We start from the raw sequence: 18,035 nt of genomic DNA, 5'->3' as shown, positions 1-18,035 counted from the left end.
GCTCAGCTTCGTAGAGCCCTTCGAACCATTGGCCCGCTGGCGAGTTGCAGGGTGTCATGCAGCGGGATAATCAAACCACATGGAAAGAGCCTCGACCTTGGATCTGTCATAGGGCGGGAAGAGGTGATCGATGGCCACGCCATCAGGCGCGATCAGCATCGACTTTGCGTGCGTCAGCGCTTTAAAGCCATATCGGCCGTAATAGTGACCCATGCCCGCCGGCCCGACGCCGCCAAACGGCATGCTTTCGATGAAAAGGTGAATGTTCACCTGGTTCACCGCGCCGCCCCCGTACGAGAGGTTACCGATGAACCGATCAATATGGTCCTGTTGCGCGCTGAAGATGAAGGCCGCCAAAGGTGCTGGCTTGTCGGCGATCCTCGCCAGGGCTTCGTCGAGATTCGTGTAGGTGAGGATCGGCAGGATGGGACCAAAGATTTCGTCATCCATGATCTCATCATCCCAAGTGATGGGGTACAAGATTGTCGGCGCGACATAGCGAGCCTCGGGATCGGCATCGCCGCCGGCCACCACTTTAGATTGATCGATGAGTGCGTGGAGTCGTTGCGCCTCCCGGGTGCCGACGATGCGGGAATAGTCCGGATTGTTCTTGGGGTCCTTCCCGAACATCTCCACGAGGGCGCGCTTAGCTTCGGCCACGAACTCTTTCGCCACCGACTCATGGACATAGGCGTATCCCGGTGACGTGCACCATTGGCCGCCCCACGCCATGGCTCCCCAGACGATCTTTCTTGCGGCGTCGGCGATATTGCCTGTTCCGTCCACGATCGCAGGGTTCTGTCCACCCAGCTCGAGCAGTACCGGCGTCAGATGCTCTGCCGCTGCCTTTGCGACGATCTTGCCTACCTTGGTGCTGCCAGTGAAGAAGATGAAGTCGAATGGCAATTGGAGGAGGCTGGTATTGGCCTCGCGGCCACCGGCAATCACTGCGACAGACTGTTCTTCGAAATAGCGAGGGATTAGCCGGAGCAGGACCTCCGACGTGCGTATGAGGGCGTTGCTCAGTTTCAGGATGCAGGTGTTGCCAGCGGTGAGTGCAGCGATGGCAGGCCGAAGTAGCAGTGTCAGCGGACCGTTGAACGGGCCGATGATGAGGGCGACGCCGTAGGGGTCGCGATATATCACTGCGCGATGCCCGGTCGCAGCCAGTGGTTTCGGAACTGGCGCCTCGACCGGCTTCATCCACTCGTCGAGCTGGCTGCGCTGGATGGCGACTTCACCTATCGCGCTCTGTGTCTCGAGGACGTATTCCTGGGGGGCTGTCTTGAAATCAGACTTCACCGCATCCTGCAGTTCGGCCTCATTCTCCCCGACCATCCGCTCCATGCGCGCGAGCTGGTCAAGCCGCCATTCGCGGGTACGAGTTACCCCAGTCCGGAAAAGCGCTTTTTGGGCCCTGAAAATGGGTTCATATGGATTGGAAGAGAGGGTACTAGTCATGTCCATGCTCCCATCGTGAGGACTATGCGAAAGCGCGCGTCCCCTTTCATCATGCGGTCATAGGCCTCCTGAGCGCGTTCGAGCGGCATGGTCTCGATCATGGGCGCCACGGGAGTGAGGGCGCTGAATTTCAACGTTGCATCGGCGGTCGATGGCAGTCCCGTCAGTGAGCCGCTTACCGTCACGCCCCTGAAGATCAGGTCCGTCGCGGATACCTCGATGTTGTCGTCTCCGACTCCCAAGGCGATGACAGTGCCGCCACGCTTCATTCCGCCAAGGGCCGGTGCTACCGCGCTGGAAATCGACGCCGTGTTGACGATGAGTGTCGCGCCACCAAGTTTCTTCAGGGCCTCGCCCGGATCGGCTGCCTTGCTGTCGATGTAGTGATGGGCGCCGAGCTTCTTGGCGAGGTCGGCCTTGTCGACACCTCGAGCGATCGCCGCCACCTCAAAACCCATGTGGCGCGCATATTGGATGGCGAGATGACCCAGGCCGCCGATGCCTATGATCGCAACCAGATCACCTGCCTTGGCCGCCGCATTGCGCAATGCTCCGAAAGTAGTCACCCCCGCGCACAGCAGGGGAGCGGCCGCCACCGAATCGAGCTCGTCGGGCACGATCACCAGGCCGCTCGCCTTGGCGATCATCACTTCGGCATACCCGCCATCGTGCTGGATGCCCGTATTTTCCTGGTTCTGGCAATGAACGAGGTCGCCGTCGCGGCAAGCCGCGCAATATCCACAAGAGCCGGCCAGGAAGCCAACCCCGACTCGCTGATCTACCGTCCAACCGTGGACCCCTTCACCTAGCGCGTCGATCCGGCCGATCACTTCATGGCCGGGTACACGCGGCCAGGAGATCGGAAATATGCCGGCGACCGTTGCGGCGTCGCTATGACAGACGCCACAAGCCTCGACACGGATGCGGACATGGCCTGGCGGCGGCTCACGCAGCGGCTTTGTCGTGAGTTCGAGCTGTCCAGGCGCGACCGCTTGGACTGCACGGTAGGTGGTAGTGCCATTGCTCATTTTCGGATTCCTCTACTTCTTTCGCACTCGGCCTGATTCATTCGGAGGGCCGGGTCATTGATGATGGAGGGGGGGACTTATGGAAAACGAAAGTTGGCAAGGTCTACGCTAACTGTCATGAGGTCCCGCATCGGCTTGCCATCCGAGTCAGTGGCGTACACCCGGCGCTCGGTCGGAAACTTGATGCCATCGACCGTGACATATTTCCCGACGTAATGAGCCGCGGCCGAGTCGGCGGCAATCTCGACCGCATAGTCGTGTCGCCGCAGCAGACCATCATCACCGGCATAGATGGTCTGGACTTTCGAGTGGGTGGCTATCGCCTCGGAGAATGTCAGCCGAAGCGGACGCCATGCTTCTCCATTCTCCAGCCAGATCGGCAACTCCTCGACCTCCACACCCTCATGGAGCGCCAGGAACGGCAGGTTGAGATAGGTCCACATCGCGTAACCAGCGAAGTACGCCAGCTGGGGCTCGGTCCAGAGCGTGTCGAGCGCGTGCCCGGCGAAGGACCTCCGGGGTGCGGCCAACTCTTCAACGACCTTCCCTTGCGCATCCTCAATGGCGACGCGGTCGGGGCTGAACCTTGTGCGCCGATTGTCGGTACCGAAGGGCTGATGGGACGCCCATTCCTCGCCAAGCCCAACCGTCACATTGGTCCGCTCGAGTTTGCCAGCCTGTCCTTTCAGGCCCCAGAGCACCCCACCGACCACCAGGTCGACGCTTAGCGCCTTGTGCTTGTTCCAACTATCAAGGCCACCATGGGCTTCGATCACACGACGAAGGGTACCTAGCATAGGTATCTCCTGAGATGAGAGGAAAGGAGTTATGGGCGAAAACGGACGTCTGCGGACCAATTCGCGTGGCAGGATTTGCATGTCAAAACGTTGGTCCGTTTGTCGACAGCGCGCGGCACAGCGTTCGTCGCGGAAGAAATGTTTCACCAATCGCGACGTGGTCGCAATGACGAAACACCGATAAAAACTGCCACAACACGGGATGCCAGGCGACCCGCTGACTGGTCAGCAACAGAAGCCGCAGGTCGATGCAGCCACCAATGACCACCACAGAGGGAACACTTCTCTTTGAGTACGGCGCACTGATTGCATCTTGTCTCGTCACTTGCGTGGTCGGCCCATGGCCAATACCACCATGCGCAAAAGCCAATCGTTTCCGGACGAGGCGGCCACGCTTTCAGCCCGCCACCGTTTGGCAGTATTCGCGGCCTCTTTGTCAGATATCGCTCGCGACTCCACCCTAGTCTGGAGACACAGGGCATCACTACTTGTCTTAAGGAGTGAATGATGACCAGCCAGACTTCCAATGTTCATCGTCGACACACCGGTGGCCGCATGCGTGGCGCCGTACGCCACAAGCTCAACGGGCGACCGATTCGGTGAATAGCGATGACCGCGCGAGGCACGATCTTCGGCATCAATAGCTATCTGGCGGGCCTATCGGCTCTCTTCATCGCCTTCTGCTTTCAGCTTCCGAACCCGTGGTGGTCGCTGTTGACTGTTTTTTTTACAAGCCAGCCGGGTCACGAGGGTGGCGTGTGGGCGAAGGCAATCTTCCGCCTGGCTGGCACGGTTTTGGGGTTGGCGGTGGCGCTGGTTGTGCTGCCAAATCTTGTAAATGAACCGGAGGTCCTCATCGCCTGCCTGGCACTTTGGCTAGGCGTATGCCTCTCGGTCTCCCTGCTCGATCGCACGCCCCGCAGCTATATAGCGATGCTCGCGGGTTACACGACTATCCTCATTAGCTTTCCGATCATCGATACGCCGGGGAATATCTTCGACACGGCCATTGCTCGCACCGAGGAAATCCTGGTAGGCGTGATCTGCGCCGCGACAGCTCATGGCGCACTCTTCCCTCGACGGTCGCATGATGTCATCGACGGCAGAATAAGCGCTTGTTTGACTGATGCGTCGTCCTGGAGCCTGAATGCGCTCCGCGGTGGCCCTGGGTCCAAGCTCAAGCGCTCCCACTACGCTGCTGCGGTAGCGGATCTAGCCATCGTATCAAGCACGTTTGGCTACGAAGCACCCTATGGCCGTAATCAAGTGCGTGTCGTCCAGTCTCTCGCAGAGCGGCTCGCGTCGCTGCTTCCTCTTCTTGACGGGATAGAGGACCGTACTCTGCTCCTTACAACACGGGCAACGCTTGATCGCGATCTCCAGGGCCTACTTGCAGGCCTGGAGCGATGCATAGCATCCGGTGAGATTGGTGATAGCGGATGGGAAAGCTTCCGCCAGACTTGCACAACGCTAATTGAAGAAGAGTCGAATGCGGAGTGGAGTCACCTGGCTCGATGCGGCCTACTCGCGCGCCTAAGAGAGCTGGCTCAAGCATGGTACGACTGCCTTGTGCTGGTCGACGCGTTTCGTCAACCGGAGCGGCCTCCTGGCCGAACCGTTAAGCGATTGATGAAGGAGGCGAAAGCATTTCAGCTGCACTTCGATCCACTGTTCGCCTTGTGGTCCGGCGCCACCGCAGCCCTGGCCGTGCTGATTAGCGGCTATCTGGCGATCGCTACCCAATGGAACTCCGGAACGATTGCCATCGGCATCACTGCCGTAGTGAGTTGCCTGTATGCCACATTCGATGATCCCACGCCGCTACTGAGAAAGTCGCTGTTATTGACCTTTGCAGCCATCCCCATAGGCTTCGTCTATGTCTTCGGGATCTTGCCCGCCATCGACGGATTTGTGGAACTCGCATGCGTGCTTTTCCCCCTGCTCTTCATCTGTGGATACTGGATCAGCGCCCCACAGTCGATGGTCACCGGGCTCATCATGCTCATCAACACCACCTCCATCATGAGCCTGCAGGCGTACTACACAGGAAACTTTGAATCGTTCTGGAACCAGTCGATCGCCTCGATCATCGGCATCACTGTCTCTCTCGCAACGATTCAGTCGGTCCGTATCGTCGCGACCTCTACAGCGGTCGACCGGATCGTTCGGCGTGGCTGGCGAGAGCTTGCCGACATGGCCGCGGGAGGGAGCATCAGATATCGCCATTTTGCCATGCGCATGCTGGATCGCGTCGGATTGCTGGCAACTAGGGCATCCCCGCAGTCCTCGGCCGCGCTGAACGGACTGAGGGATCTGCGTTTGGGTGTAAATCTTGGCGAGCTGGCAGTCGCCTCCCGTGAGTTTGCGAGCGCGGATAGGGCCAGGCTTTCAGAGTTTCGAACGAGGCTCGCGCGGTTCGTGAGGCGAAGAATCCGAGGTCATGTGGAGCATCCTAAAACCCTTCTGCTTGAACGCGATCTCGATGACCTTCGCCTTGTAGTGGTGTCGATGAAGGATGCGACAAATCGGGTACGTGCCATTACGGCACTCACTGGCATCAGGAATGGATTGGCCTTGATGGAGCAATCGATCAGGGATGCCGCATGATGCCCGAACTCAACATCGAAGGCGTATTCATCCATGGCGCGATCGAGTGTGCCGTTTTCGCTGGCATGAGCCTGATCGTTGTGCGCAAGGTCTTCGGCTGGATCGGCGTCTACGGTGCTTTCCTTAACCCTGGTTTGATGGACATCTGCTTCTTTCTGCTTCTGTGGGGTGGCTGGACGTGCCTGCTGTCGCGCTGACGAATATTGCAGGGAGTTTCGTGCCCTATGACTTTCTATAAGCAGGTCGTTCGGCGGCTATTTACGCTGCTAGTCATTGCGGCGGCGGCCACGGTTAGTTTTCACCTCTGGCGATACTACACGCGCACCCCTTGGACCCGGGATGCTCGCGTCCGCGCCGATGTGGCAACCATAGCCCCGGATGTATCGGGTTTGGTGGATACCGTTAATGTGCACGATAACCAATTCGTGTCCAAGGGCGACGTACTTTTCACCATCGATCGTCGCCGCTTCGAGATAGCCCGGTCACGTGCGATTGCCGCGATCCAGCAAATTGATGCCGAGATCCTGCTCGCGCGTCGGGAGAACGGACGAAACCAACGACTGGGCAACCTGGTGTCGGACGAAGCCAGAGAGGAGAGTCAAACAAAGCTGGACCAGGAGATGGCGGCCCGCAGTCAGGCGCAGGCCGTACTCGACGAAGCCGAACTCAACCTGGATCGAAGCGTGGTGACGACACCGATCAGCGGCATCGTTACGAACATCGAGCTACAGCCTGGTGACTACGCGACAACCGGTCGCCCAGAGTTCGCGGTGCTGGCGACAGACTCCCTGCGCGTCGAGGGCTACTTCGAGGAAACGAAGCTCCGAGGCATCCATCCGGGCGACCAGGCACGCATTTCGCTGATGGGGGATGACCGCGTTATTTCCGGCCATGTCGAAAGTATCGCGATCGGCGTGGAAGATCGTGATCGCGCCAGTAGCGCGCGATTTCTCGCCAACATAAATCCGACCTTCAATTGGGTCCGACTGGCCCAACGCATCCCAGTGCGCATCAAGTTGGACCAGCTCCCCCGCGACACGGCTCTGATCTCGGGTCGAACAGCCACTGTGGAAGTACTTCCAGACAAGGCGGATTCCCGCCCATGAGGCGCGCCCCCATCATTGCCATCGTTTTGGGTATCGCGACCAGCGGCTGTACCCTCACGCCCGACTACACGCGTCCAGTGAACGCCTTGGCCAATAGTTCGCTCGCTAACGGCCCGTTGGATTCCGATGTACCCCATAGCTCAGAGGAGGCCATCAGTGGCTCGTGGTGGAGGATCTACAACGACCCTCTGCTGAATAATCTGGTGGATGAATCACTGCGTTCCAATACCGATATGCGCGTCGCGCTGGCGAACCTGCGAGGTGCATCAGGCGGTCTCGACGTGGCTTCAGACGCGCAACTCCCCCAAGTCGAAGTTGGGGCAAGCACGAATTACGCGCGCGATTCTGCCGAAGAAGTACTTCGCCCTGGCCCTTTGCCCAACGAAAGGGTCTACGCCGTGCTGGGGGCGGTCTCTTATGAAGTTGACTTGTTTGGGCGAGTGAAGCGGTCCATCGAGTCCGCCGATGCAACCGTAGAAGCAGCCAAGGCCTCCTTGGCCGCTACGCACATTGCCGTGGCGGCGGAAACGGTCGCTGCCTACCTGTCTGTATGCTCAGCCGGGAGGGAGGCCACCGTCACTCAGCGCGCGATCGCCATCCAGGTGGAGGAAACGCAACTCACGAGGAAATTGTTTGCCGGCGGACGAACAGGATCGTTGGATGTGACTCGGTCATTTACGCAAGAACAGTCGCTGCGAGCCTCCCTGCCCCCTCTGGAGGCCGCAAAACGCACCTCCTTGAATCGCTTGGCGGTCTTGACGGGCCAACCAGTCGGGAACCTGCCACCCGCGGTCGTGGCGTGCAACGACGAGCCCAAGCTGGACCGCGTCATACCCGTGGGTGATGGGCAGTCGCTTATCAAACGCCGGCCCGATATCGCCTTGGCGGAGCATCAGTTGCACCGAGCCACCGCGCAATATGGTGTAGCCAAGGCGGACCTCTATCCTTCGATCTCGTTCGGCGCCTCAGGCGGGTCAGTGGGCTTGCTAGGCCACTTCAATGACGACGACACCTATAAGTTCTCGATTGGCCCGCTCATTTCTTGGCACTTCCCCAATCGGCGCCGCGCTCTTGGCCAGCTAACCGAGGCGCAGGCGCAGATTGATGCTGCCTTCGCCCGCTTTGACGCTCAGGTGTTGGTGGCGCTCGACGAAGTGCAGAGCGCGCTGGCGGTGTATGGGCATGACCTGGATAGAATGTCTGATCTTCAAATGGCTCGCAGCTCGGCGGCCAAAGCTTCGAGCGACGCACGCACACTCTATGCGTTCGGGCGAGGGAATTACCTTTCTGTGCTTGATGCGGACAGGCAACTTACGTCCCTGGAACAGCTGATCGCCGCGCAACAGACCAAGATCTCAGGAGACCAAGTGCAGATGTTTCTGGCACTCGGTGGCGGATGGCAGGAATAGCTCCCCCCAGGAAGTGCAGCCCCGACACCATGTCAGGCATGCCCTTGCCGAACGGCGCCGTACCTAATATTAGCAACGCTCCGCCCATCTTCTACAACTCCAACGCAAGGTTTGGACGCTCGGGTCGACGTATCCGTGCGCGCTCAGCTCGCTTGCCAGGCTTACCGTCTCCGCACGTGGGGCGATGGTATTCGTGTGGAATCCGATCTATCGCACAAACTGGAACGCAGGGTGACCAGGCTTGCACCGTTCAAAAATTGCTGCGACGAGGGTGCTATTCGTTGCGCATCGGATCTCTCCAAGTTGGATCAGTGGAGAACATGATGGGGTTGGAGCAAAATATCCAACATGACAAAAACCCAGGAAAATCTGCCGACTGCCACTGGCCCGGCCGATTCGCCGAGGGTGGTCGTTTTCCTCGCGTACCCGGAGATGGGACTATTGGATGTCGCCGGGCCGCAGACTGTGTTTACGTCAGCTAGCCAGTTCCTTCATGAGTGCGGATCGCCCGGGTACGTGAGCCTGACCGTCAGCCTGGACGGCGGCATGGTGATGACGAGAGAGTCCACGGGGATCAATACTCGCCCCGCCCGTGAGGTAGATGACCTTCACATCGACACGATCTTTGTGCCAGGTGCGCGGAACATGCTGCCCGCGCTGGAAGACGAGGCATTGGTGTCATGGCTGCGCATCGCGGGTCGCCGCGCACGGCGTGTCGCGTCGGTGTGTACCGGCGCGTTCCTTCTTGCCGAAGCGGATCTGCTCTGCGGACGTCGAGCGACAACACACTGGAAGTTTGGCGATAGCCTGTCCCATCGTTACCCTGATGTCGCAGTCGAGACCAATGCGATCTATGTACATGATGGGCCTGTCTGGAGTTCGGCCGGGGTGAGTGCTGGTATCGATCTCTCGCTCGCCCTAGTGCAGGAGGACCATGGCCACGCACTTACGATGCGAGTCGCGCATCATCTAGTGCTCTACATGCATCGCCCTGGGGGGCAGGCGCAGTTCAGTGAGCTACTCAGGACGCAAACCAGCGATGCGGGCGTCTTCGCACCACTGCATGCCTGGATCGAAAAACATCTTGGGGATTATCGTCTTAACGTGGACATCCTCGCCGAGCACGCGCATATGAGTCCCCGCAATTTCGCCCGAAGCTACAAGGAAAAGACGGGGCAAACACCGGCGCGAGCTTTGGAACTGTTTCGACTGGAGGCCGCTCGGCGCCTGTTGGAGCAAACGCAGACGAGTACTGCCGAAATAGCGCGCAAGTGCGGCTTCGGCGCCGAAGATCGTATGCGCGTTGCGTTCAAGCGTCACTTGAAAGTGTCACCGAGCGATTATCGCAAGCACTTCTTTTCTCGTTGACAAAATCACCTGCGATAGCGCGCGCTAAACACCCATCGCGAAGTACATCCTGGCCGATCAGGAGCGCGGCTGCGTCTACTTGTGGCCAAAGCCAGACTTCTCACGTGGTGCTTCCAGCACGCACTTTGGCTTCCAGACCTGCACGTCCATTGGTGTCCTGCCCAGTGGGCGTGACACCAATGGACGTGCCGGGCAGGCCTTCTGCGGCGCCCACTGGATAGCCGCGATAACCCGCTCAAGCCCCGCGGCGGCCAGCAGGTGATGCATTTCCCCGTAGAGAAAGATCACCCCGTTCGCGCACGCCTGTCGCTTGGGGGTTTGTTTTGCCCCCTGCCGTTTGGCGGGCCAGCCTTGCCTCGCCTGGCACCACCGGAAGCGGGTGATGTGACCGACAGCAGACCCTGCGGAAACGCATCGATCGACGCCAGCGGCTTGTAGGCGAGAGCATCGGCAGTCTTGCCTGCAACACCCAAGGCTCGAAGCGTGACCGCAGCCGTCATCTCGGCGAAGTCCTGCTCGCATCCCGGCTTCAACATGCAGTGGATCGCACCAATGACAGCCCCCGACACCATATTGAGTGCAAGCGGCAACGGTATCGTCCGGAAGCGACCCCGCTTCATCGCTTCCTCCACGTCGCGGCGCACGAAGTCGAGCAACAGGTTTGGTCCCTGCGTGTCCGGCCACCCCAGGCGCACCAGGAAGGCAGCGGCTGCGGGGTGGTGTAGCGCCAGGCGGCAGACCAGGCGGATACCGCACGACACGCGCTCCGCCGGATCATCGCGCTGCCGCACCACCGGATCTGCGAGGAACACCAGATCCTTGGCCACCTCGAGGGCCAACTCCTGCACCAATGCTTCGGGTGATGGGAAGTATTTGTAGAAGGTGCCGCGCGAGACGCCTGCAGCGGCAATGACGTCATCGATAGAGGTCGACGACGGTCCTTTCTCGGCAACCAGCTGGAGCGTACTGCTCAACAGCAGCGATCGCATGCGCTTACGCCGCTGGGCGGCTACGCGAGGTCGATGGTCTTGGCTTTCCATGGGATCCGATTGTGCCTTGAATTGCGCCGGCGGGCTCAGCGCGACACGCAACAGCCGATGGCTTGATGCGCGGCCTGCCAGTTTGCGCTGAGCATGCTCGGCTGGCTGCCCCATTGGATTGAACATCTCCAGCCCCAGACCCAGCCCCAGCCATTGCTGCGCTGCAGCTCGCCTCGTGCTCTGACCCTCTACTAATGTTGACACATTCGTCATCGTGACAATATCGTCACTATGACTGTGTTGTGATTCAGGGGGAGAACGAGATGAAGACCAGGTTTCAACAAATGTTTCGGGTCGCGTGCGCTGCGGGCCTGTTTGCGTCCTGCGAGCAGGCTGCGGCAGTGAACGGCGCCCAGCCGGGCGGACACGGGGCCGCCAATGCCGCGATGGGCGGCGCGGCGATCGCGTTGCCGCTGGACGCCGAAGCCGCCGCCAATAATCCGGCCGGCCTCGCCTTTGTGCCCACTTCCACGGCCATCGGCCTGCAGGTGTTCCACGGAAATTCGTCTTCGCAGTACGTGATCCCTGGCAACGAGTTACACAACACCACCACCACGGCCGGTCCCGAGGGTGGCGTGAACTGGCATGCGTCCCGGGACTGGACGCTGGGCATGAGCATCGACTTCGGCGGCGCGGGGGCGGATTACCAGCAGCCCGCGCTGCCGGTGCCAGGCGCATCGAACGCGAAGGAATCACTCGCGCTGGTCGAATTCATCCCGACGGTCGCCTGGCGGCCGCGCGAAAACCTTGCGTTCGGCCTGGCGCTCAACCTTGCGCACGAGTGGTTCGAGACGCAGGGCGTCATCGTTCCGGCGCCGGTGCCTGGCGGCCTGATGCCACTACCGGACCATGGCCGACAACAGGCCAACGGGGTTGGCGTGCGCACAGGATTGCTGTGGAAGCCCGTGTCCGAGTTGTCGCTCGGTCTCAACCTCAAGTCCCGCACGCACATGAGCCGCCTCGCTGGCTACGAGCAGGATGTACTGGCATACAGCGACGGCCATCTCGACGTGCCCAGCGAATATGGCGTCGGCGTGGCCTGGCAGGCAATGCCTACGCTCACCTTTGCGGCGGACTGGCTGCAGGTCAACTGGGGCGAGATCAAGGCCATGAAGGACCCCAACGGGTTTCGTTGGCGCAATCAGCCAATCGAACGACTGGGCGTCGCCTGGGCGCTCGACGGCGCCTGGACGCTCAGGGCGGGCTACAGCCACAGCCGGCGCCAGATCAGCAGCGACCGCACCGTGCAGAACCTGTTGGTCCCGTCGATCCACGACCAAGCCTTTACTGCCGGGTTGAGCCGACATCTCGACCGGACCAGCTTGCTCAACCTCGGCTACGAGTTCAATCCCAGGACCACGCTTGAGGGCAGCGGCGCGAGTACAGGCACTTCTCTAACCAGCAAGGTGCAAATGCTGATGCTGAGTTACCAGCACGGCTTCTGAGGTTCACACGATGGCAAAAACTAACGCAGTGTTGCGACAGCCCGAGTCCTGCCGCGAGAGTCGGCTACCGCACGGGGTACAGCCCCTGCTGCGACCGCGCGCCGCCGGGCGCGCCATTGAGCTCGCGTTCCTGCGCTGGGAAAAACAGCAGCTCGCGCCGACCGAGCGCTTCTGGCGCGACTTCGGTTTCCACATCATCAGCTCCACTCCGCAACGCCTCGTTGCGCGGGGGGCCGGCACGGCTCCGTGCATCGCAGTGGCGGAGCAGGGTCCGGCAAACCGCTTCATCGGGCCGGCGTTCCGCATGTCCGACGATACCGATCTGGCGGCGTACGTCGAAGACTTCGGCGCCACCTTGCTTCCGTCCGAGGCGATCCCGGGCGGGGGTCGGGGCGTCACGCTTCGCGACCCCAGCGGCCGCAGCATCTGGCTGCTACAGGGCCAGGCGCGTGTCGAGCCGCTGCCATTGCGAGCGTCAACGGCGGGAACGGTCAACACCGTCCGACACACGCCGCGCATCAATCGCACGGTGCGGACTCCCATCGAGCCGGCCCAGGTGGCCAAGCTCGGGCACATGGTGCTGCAGACACTGGATTTCGCGGGAATGGCCGAGTGGTATTTGCGGGTACTCGGCCTGATCCCGACCGACGTGCAGTACCTGCCGGACGGCAGCCCGAACCTGGCCTTCTGCCGCCTCGACCTGGGCGCCGAGCCAGCCGATCACCATACGCTGGTCCTGGTGGGCGGCCTGGAGGAGAAGTACGAACACAGTGCCTACGAGGTGATCGACCTCGACGCCCTCGGCCAGGGCCAGCAAGTGCTGCGCGCGGCCGGTCACTCGCACTTGTGGGGCATCGGCCGGCACCTGCTGGGCAGCCAGCTGTTCGATTACTGGCGCGACCCTGATGGCTTCGAGCACGAGCACTACACGGATGGCGACGTTTTCACTGCCGACCACGAGACCGAGTACTCGCCCCTCACGTTTGGTGGCATCTGGGCCTGGGGCGCCGACGCCCCGAACTCGATGAAGCCGCGCAAGGATCTGCGCACCCTGCTACGCGTGCTGCGGCTGCTACGCCGCCGCGCTCTCACTCCCGAGCGTCTGAAGCTTCTTGGCTCGGCACTCGACGCACCTGCCCGTCCCTGGCTCTGAGACCCCGTTCTTATGCCCCGCACTATTGTCCGCTTCTTCGAATACGAGACGTCCCTCACGCCCCAATGGGGCGTGCAGTTTGGCTCCCGCATCGCCCCCCTGTCCCTGCAGGCGAACACCACCGGTGAACTGCTTGCACACCACTGGGACACGCTCTGGAGCATCGACGATGCTGATGCAACGCTGCCGATCGCGGTCGTGCGGTTGCTCGCGCCAGTCACCGCGAACCAGCAGTTCATCTGCCAGGGCGTGAACTACCGCAGTCATGTCGTCGAGTCGGGGCTGCGCGTCGAGGACTTTCCATTCAACACGCTTTTTACCAAGGCATCGTCCTGCATCACCGCGGCCGATGCGCCGGTGGTGCGCCCGCCGCATGTGCAGCTGCTCGACTACGAGATCGAACTCGGCCTGGTATTGCGACGCGATCTGCCGCCAGACACCGTGGTGCAGCCGGACGAGCTGGAGCATTGGGTCGCCGGCGTGACCATCGTCAACGACCTGTCGGCCCGCGACATACAGCTGCCGCAGGGCCAGTTCTACAAGGGCAAGAGCTATCGCGGCTTCGGCCCCGTGGGGCCGGGACTGGTGCTGCTCAGCGCAGACGAATGGAAACGCTGGCCGGAGTTGCACATGCGACTGGGGGTGAATGGCCAGCAGCGCCAGGATGCCTATTGCGCGGACATGATTCACGGGCCGGCAGCCACTCTCACTGAACTCAGCGGCTTGCAGGACCTGCACGCCGGCGACCTGATCGCTACAGGGACACCCGCCGGTTGCGCCGCCCGCGCGCCAGGCAAGGCCGCCATGTTCGTGATGCGCCACTTCATGAGTGATGCCACCAAGTGGCAACTGTTCAAGCGCAAGAGCGCGGGCAACCCGGCTTACCTTCAGCCGGGCGACTTCATCCATGCCTCCATCCGCACGGACGACGGCGTGATCGACCTCGGCGTGCAGACCACCGCCATCGTCGCGCCCTGACACCGGAATTCCCCATCATGCCCACCGACCCGATGGCCGATACACCCCAGGCCCAGAACGCTATCGCCACGCTCGCCGACATCGAGCGCTTCGAACGCACCCCCTGGCGGGCACGCGTACCCGCCACCACGACCTATGACCTGCTGCGCGAGGCCTGCGAGCACCATGCCGGGCGAGTGGCCCTGCGTCTGTTGCTCGCTGGCAGTGCAGAAGCGCCTACGCGCGACCTGACCTACCGGGCGCTGCTCCAGGGCGTGCACCAGGCGGCGAACGCGCTGCATGCGTGCGTCACATCCCCGATGGCGGCCGTGACGCTACTGCTGCCAAACCTCATCGAGAGCCACCTGGCGCTCTGGGGGGCCCAGGCGGCCGCCATCGCCAGCCCGATCAACCCGATGCTCGATGCGACTTACATCGCGCGCATCTGCGAGGAGACGAAGGCCGAAGTGCTCGTTGCCCTGGGCCCGGCGCCCGGTTCCGATATCTGGGACAAGGCGGTGCAGGTCGCCGAGCGCGTGGAGACGGTGCACACCGTGCTGCAGGTGGACCTTGGCGTGGCTCTGGGGCAGTCGGTGGCAAGCGCTCCACGCGGCCGCATGCCCGCGCGCGGCGGCGTGCGCGTTCTCGATTTCCATTCGGTGCTCGCCACGGCCGTCGCGGACTGGCTGACCTTCGATCATGCATTCGACGAAGACGCCGCTTGCGCCTACTTCCATACCGGCGGCACGACCGGCTATCCCAAGGTGGCCGTGCACAGTCACCTCAATGAGGCCTTCATGGCCTGCACCATGCAGTGGATCGACGACCGTGAGGACGTGGTGCTCTCCGGGCTGCCGCTGTTCCACGTGAACGGTGCACTGGTCACCGGGCTGGGCGCCTTCCATCGCGGCGCGCAGGTGGTGCTGCTCACTCCTGGCGGCTACCGCGCTCCGGGCGTGCTGGACGAGTTCTGGAAGATCGCACGCCGCTTCGGCGCCACTACTTTCTCGGCCGTACCCACCGTACTGTCCAGCCTGCTGGAAAAGCCTTGGCCTGAAGGTGGCGTGCCAACGCTGCGTCACGTGCTATGCGGCGCCGCGGCGCTGCCGCGCCAGGTGGCGCTGGACTTCGAGCGCATCACCGGCGCGCGCCTGCACGAGGGTTATGGCCTCACCGAGGGCAGCTGCGTTTCCACCGTCAACCCGCCCCAGGGCCAGCGCAAGCTCGGTACCGTGGGCCGACGCCTGCCCTATCAGGAAATCCGACTGTTCGCGCTGGGTGCCGATGGCAAGCCCGGCACGGAGCTGGCGGAGCCCGGAAGTCCAGGCGTGATCGGTCTGCGCGGTCCCAATCTGTTCCCGGGCTATCTTCGCGAGAGCGACAACCAGGGCATCTGGATCAAGGGCGGTTGGTTCAACACCGGCGACCTCGGCCGCTGGGATGACGATGGCTACCTGGTCCTGTGCGGCCGCGCGAAGGATCTGATCATCCGCGGCGGTCACAACATCGACCCGCTGTTGATCGAGGACGCGCTGACCGCGCATCCCGCCGTGGCGCTGGCGGCGGCTATCGGGCAGCCGGATCAGCACGCCGGTGAATTGCCGGTGGCCTATGTGATGCTGCGCGCCGATTCGCAAGTGAGCGTGGCGGAGCTTTTGGGCCATGCCCGGGCTCGCATTCCGGAGCGTGCGGCGGTACCCGTGCGCATCGAGGTACTGCCAGCCCTTCCGCTCACCACCGTGGGCAAGGTGTCCAAGCCACAACTGCGCATGATGGCGGTTGCCCGGGTATTGCGTGAGGCGCTCGACGCTGAGGGACTGGATGAGGTTCAGGCCAACTGCCTGCTTGCTGGCGGCGGGGGAACCAGCGTGGATCTGACCGGACCGGAGGCACTGCGGTCGGCAGCATGCGCGCTGGCCGGCCGCTATCCAGTGTCGGCGCAGTGGCGGAGGAAGACGGCATGAACACCCGGTCCACACTTTCAGACACCCGTCCTGACGTCGACGTCCTGCTGGTAGGGCTCGGGCCGGTCGGCGCCGCACTGGCCAACCTGCTCGGCCGCTACGGCGTGCGGGTGCTGGCGATCGACCGCGCCACCGAGGTGTTCGACAAGCCGCGCGCCATCGCGCTCGACAACGAGGCGTTGCGCATCCTGCAGCTGGTCGGCCTGGGCGAAGACGACTTCGCGACGGTGGCGGTCCCCCAGGTGAAATACCGCTCGCCCCTGTTCGGTTGCTTTGCGCGCATCAACACCGCCAGCATTATCGATGGCCATCCGATGCTGGTGACCTTTCACCAACCGGAGCTGGAAGCCGCACTGCGCCGCAAGCTCGCCGCGCATCCCTGCGTCGAGGTTCGGCTCGGCGTAGTGCTCGAGGGCCTGGTCGACGAAGGTGGTTGCGTGCAAGCCACCCTCAGGGATAGTAGTGGCACGCGGCGCCAGGTCCGGGCCACGTACCTGGTCGGCGCGGACGGTGCCAGCTCGCTGGTGCGTCATGCGCTGGGCCTGGACTTCGAGGGGCGCACCTTCGCCCAGGACTGGTTGATCGTCGACGCGCTGGACGTGCCCAGTCCGATTGACCATGTCGAGTTCATCTGCGACCCGCGCCGACCCACGCCGCGCATGTGTGCACCAGGTGGCCGGCAGCGCTGGGAGTTCATGCTCCATCCGGGCGAGCAGGCCAGCGAGATGGAACGGCCGGAGCGTGTACGTGCATTGCTCGCACCGTGGTGCAAGGCGGACGAGATTCGCATCGAGCGCACCGCGGTCTATCGCTTCCACGCCCGCGAGGCACGGCGCTTCTCCAAGGGCCGCTGCTTCCTCGCAGGAGACGCGGCGCACGTTACCCCGCCCTTCGCCGGCCAGGGCCTCGTCGCCGGATTGCGCGATGCGGCGAACCTGGCATGGAAACTCGCGGGTGTGACGCGCGGTGAGGTCGATGCGCGGGTACTGGAAAGCTACGACCTGGAGCGCCGCCCGCATGCGCGCAAGATCATCAACCTTGCTCGTTTCCTCGGCATGCTGGTCATGCCACGCAACCGGCTTGTAGCCTTCGCCGTCCACGGGCTGATCCGCGCGCTGCGGTTCCTGCCCGCCGGTCGTGCCGCCTTCGACGACATGAAGATCAAGCCGCCGCAGCTCTTCGACGAAGGGCTCTTCTGGCGCGACCGCCACGCGCGCAAGCTCCTGGCCGGATCGATGCTACCGCAAGGCTGGGTGCGCTTCGGCAAAGGGACAGCGCCTCAGCTCAGCGACGATGTCCTCGGGTTGCAATGGTCTCTCATCGGCTTCGGCGTGGACCCGGCTCGACATCTGGCTCCCGTGCTGCTCAGCCGCTGGAGTCGTCTCGGCGGCCGCGTGTGGCAGTGGTGCCACCGCGGCCAGGCGCAGCATCTGGCACCGGCCGATCGGCGCCTGGAGGCTCTGGACGAAAGCGTGCTGCCGCGGCTCGTACCGGTGGGCTGGGTGGCCATCGTCCGTCCCGATCGCTGCGTCATGGCCGAGGGGCCGGTGGCGGCGGTCGAGTCGCTATTGAGACAGGCCTTGCAGATGCTGGAGCCGGCGGACCTGCAGGAGTTGATTCTTCCGGTTCCCGGAAATTGCAAAACCTCCTTACACAACGGCGACGATTTGCTGACCACACGATAATCAGGCCCGCCTATG

Annotated in this window: 14 protein-coding genes; 10 read left to right on the top strand and 4 right to left on the bottom strand. The window is 62.5% G+C overall.

Features of this window, described 5'->3' with window-relative positions; genetic code table 11:
• Positions 1-54: 54 nt before the first annotated feature.
• From ACXU4B_RS01030 to ACXU4B_RS01020, 3 genes are all read right to left on the bottom strand, one after another.
• Positions 55-1,461 carry an aldehyde dehydrogenase family protein gene (locus ACXU4B_RS01030; RefSeq protein WP_131406920.1) on the bottom strand — a complete coding sequence of 469 codons (1,407 nt, stop codon included), beginning with the start codon at positions 1,459-1,461 and terminating at the stop codon, positions 55-57.
• The gene (locus tag ACXU4B_RS01025; protein WP_131406916.1) at positions 1,458-2,489 is read right to left on the bottom strand and encodes an alcohol dehydrogenase; all 1,032 of its coding nucleotides are present in this window, start codon (positions 2,487-2,489) and stop codon (positions 1,458-1,460) included. The genes ACXU4B_RS01030 and ACXU4B_RS01025 overlap by 4 nt, the downstream gene beginning before the upstream one ends.
• Before the next feature lie 77 nt (positions 2,490-2,566).
• The gene (locus ACXU4B_RS01020; RefSeq protein WP_131406914.1) at positions 2,567-3,286 is read right to left on the bottom strand and encodes a hypothetical protein; all 720 of its coding nucleotides are present in this window, start codon (positions 3,284-3,286) and stop codon (positions 2,567-2,569) included.
• A 609-nt stretch (positions 3,287-3,895) separates the two neighbouring features.
• Between ACXU4B_RS01020 and ACXU4B_RS01015 the strand changes: the two genes are divergently transcribed.
• The 5 genes from ACXU4B_RS01015 (at position 3,896) to ACXU4B_RS00995 (ending at position 9,776) form a co-directional block, all read left to right on the top strand.
• On the top strand, positions 3,896-5,893 hold the full coding sequence (locus ACXU4B_RS01015; protein ID WP_131406912.1) for an FUSC family protein: 1,998 nt from the start codon (positions 3,896-3,898) through the stop codon (positions 5,891-5,893).
• Positions 5,890-6,090, top strand: coding sequence for a DUF1656 domain-containing protein (locus ACXU4B_RS01010; RefSeq protein WP_131406909.1), 201 nt, complete (start codon positions 5,890-5,892; stop codon positions 6,088-6,090). The genes ACXU4B_RS01015 and ACXU4B_RS01010 overlap by 4 nt, the downstream gene beginning before the upstream one ends.
• 27 nt (positions 6,091-6,117) lie before the next feature.
• The gene (locus ACXU4B_RS01005) at positions 6,118-6,999 is read left to right on the top strand and encodes an efflux RND transporter periplasmic adaptor subunit (RefSeq protein ID WP_131406906.1); all 882 of its coding nucleotides are present in this window, start codon (positions 6,118-6,120) and stop codon (positions 6,997-6,999) included.
• Positions 6,996-8,408, top strand: a complete 1,413-nt coding sequence (locus tag ACXU4B_RS01000; RefSeq protein ID WP_131406904.1) for an efflux transporter outer membrane subunit — start codon at positions 6,996-6,998, stop codon at positions 8,406-8,408. The genes ACXU4B_RS01005 and ACXU4B_RS01000 overlap by 4 nt, the downstream gene beginning before the upstream one ends.
• Before the next feature lie 348 nt (positions 8,409-8,756).
• Positions 8,757-9,776 (top strand): GlxA family transcriptional regulator, encoded by a 1,020-nt coding sequence (locus ACXU4B_RS00995; protein WP_131406902.1) that lies wholly within the window; start codon positions 8,757-8,759, stop codon positions 9,774-9,776.
• A 284-nt stretch (positions 9,777-10,060) separates the two neighbouring features.
• On the opposite strand, the gene ACXU4B_RS00990 is transcribed toward ACXU4B_RS00995, so the two are convergent.
• Positions 10,061-10,942 carry a TetR/AcrR family transcriptional regulator gene (locus ACXU4B_RS00990; protein ID WP_205746488.1) on the bottom strand — a complete coding sequence of 294 codons (882 nt, stop codon included), beginning with the start codon at positions 10,940-10,942 and terminating at the stop codon, positions 10,061-10,063.
• Between the two features lie 137 nt (positions 10,943-11,079).
• Here ACXU4B_RS00990 and ACXU4B_RS00985 point away from each other — a divergent pair, with 137 nt between their 5' ends.
• The 5 genes from ACXU4B_RS00985 to ACXU4B_RS00965 are packed head-to-tail and all read left to right on the top strand — an operon-like array spanning position 11,080 to position 18,020.
• Complete coding sequence (locus tag ACXU4B_RS00985; protein WP_131406900.1) at positions 11,080-12,261, top strand: OmpP1/FadL family transporter; 1,182 nt, start codon at positions 11,080-11,082, stop codon at positions 12,259-12,261.
• A 28-nt stretch (positions 12,262-12,289) separates the two neighbouring features.
• Entirely contained in the window at positions 12,290-13,414 is a 1,125-nt protein-coding gene (locus ACXU4B_RS00980) for a VOC family protein (RefSeq protein ID WP_458910822.1), read from the top strand.
• A 12-nt stretch (positions 13,415-13,426) separates the two neighbouring features.
• On the top strand, positions 13,427-14,392 hold the full coding sequence (locus tag ACXU4B_RS00975; protein ID WP_131406896.1) for a fumarylacetoacetate hydrolase family protein: 966 nt from the start codon (positions 13,427-13,429) through the stop codon (positions 14,390-14,392).
• Between the two features lie 17 nt (positions 14,393-14,409).
• On the top strand, positions 14,410-16,335 hold the full coding sequence (locus tag ACXU4B_RS00970; protein WP_131406894.1) for an acyl-CoA synthetase: 1,926 nt from the start codon (positions 14,410-14,412) through the stop codon (positions 16,333-16,335).
• Positions 16,332-18,020 (top strand): bifunctional 3-(3-hydroxy-phenyl)propionate/3-hydroxycinnamic acid hydroxylase, encoded by a 1,689-nt coding sequence (locus ACXU4B_RS00965; RefSeq protein WP_131406892.1) that lies wholly within the window; start codon positions 16,332-16,334, stop codon positions 18,018-18,020. The genes ACXU4B_RS00970 and ACXU4B_RS00965 overlap by 4 nt, the downstream gene beginning before the upstream one ends.
• The last annotated feature ends 15 nt before the right edge of the window (positions 18,021-18,035 follow it).

Source organism: Dyella soli (genome assembly GCF_054482295.1).
Note: the sequence above shows the minus strand (reverse complement) of the source record. Positions and strands in the feature narration are given on the sequence as shown.

Excerpts from the sequence above, each read along its gene's own strand:
- ACXU4B_RS01030 (WP_131406920.1), bottom strand. The coding sequence starts at position 1,461 with ATGACTAGTACCCTCTCTTCCAATCCATATGAACCCATTTTCAGGGCC.
- ACXU4B_RS01025 (WP_131406916.1), bottom strand. The coding sequence starts at position 2,489 with ATGAGCAATGGCACTACCACCTACCGTGCAGTCCAAGCGGTCGCGCCT.
- ACXU4B_RS01020 (WP_131406914.1), bottom strand. The coding sequence starts at position 3,286 with ATGCTAGGTACCCTTCGTCGTGTGATCGAAGCCCATGGTGGCCTTGAT.
- ACXU4B_RS01015 (WP_131406912.1), top strand. The coding sequence starts at position 3,896 with ATGACCGCGCGAGGCACGATCTTCGGCATCAATAGCTATCTGGCGGGC.
- ACXU4B_RS01010 (WP_131406909.1), top strand. The coding sequence starts at position 5,890 with ATGATGCCCGAACTCAACATCGAAGGCGTATTCATCCATGGCGCGATC.
- ACXU4B_RS01005 (WP_131406906.1), top strand. The coding sequence starts at position 6,118 with ATGACTTTCTATAAGCAGGTCGTTCGGCGGCTATTTACGCTGCTAGTC.
- ACXU4B_RS01000 (WP_131406904.1), top strand. The coding sequence starts at position 6,996 with ATGAGGCGCGCCCCCATCATTGCCATCGTTTTGGGTATCGCGACCAGC.
- ACXU4B_RS00995 (WP_131406902.1), top strand. The coding sequence starts at position 8,757 with ATGACAAAAACCCAGGAAAATCTGCCGACTGCCACTGGCCCGGCCGAT.
- ACXU4B_RS00990 (WP_205746488.1), bottom strand. The coding sequence starts at position 10,942 with ATGTTCAATCCAATGGGGCAGCCAGCCGAGCATGCTCAGCGCAAACTG.
- ACXU4B_RS00985 (WP_131406900.1), top strand. The coding sequence starts at position 11,080 with ATGAAGACCAGGTTTCAACAAATGTTTCGGGTCGCGTGCGCTGCGGGC.
- ACXU4B_RS00975 (WP_131406896.1), top strand. The coding sequence starts at position 13,427 with ATGCCCCGCACTATTGTCCGCTTCTTCGAATACGAGACGTCCCTCACG.
- ACXU4B_RS00970 (WP_131406894.1), top strand. The coding sequence starts at position 14,410 with ATGCCCACCGACCCGATGGCCGATACACCCCAGGCCCAGAACGCTATC.
- ACXU4B_RS00965 (WP_131406892.1), top strand. The coding sequence starts at position 16,332 with ATGAACACCCGGTCCACACTTTCAGACACCCGTCCTGACGTCGACGTC.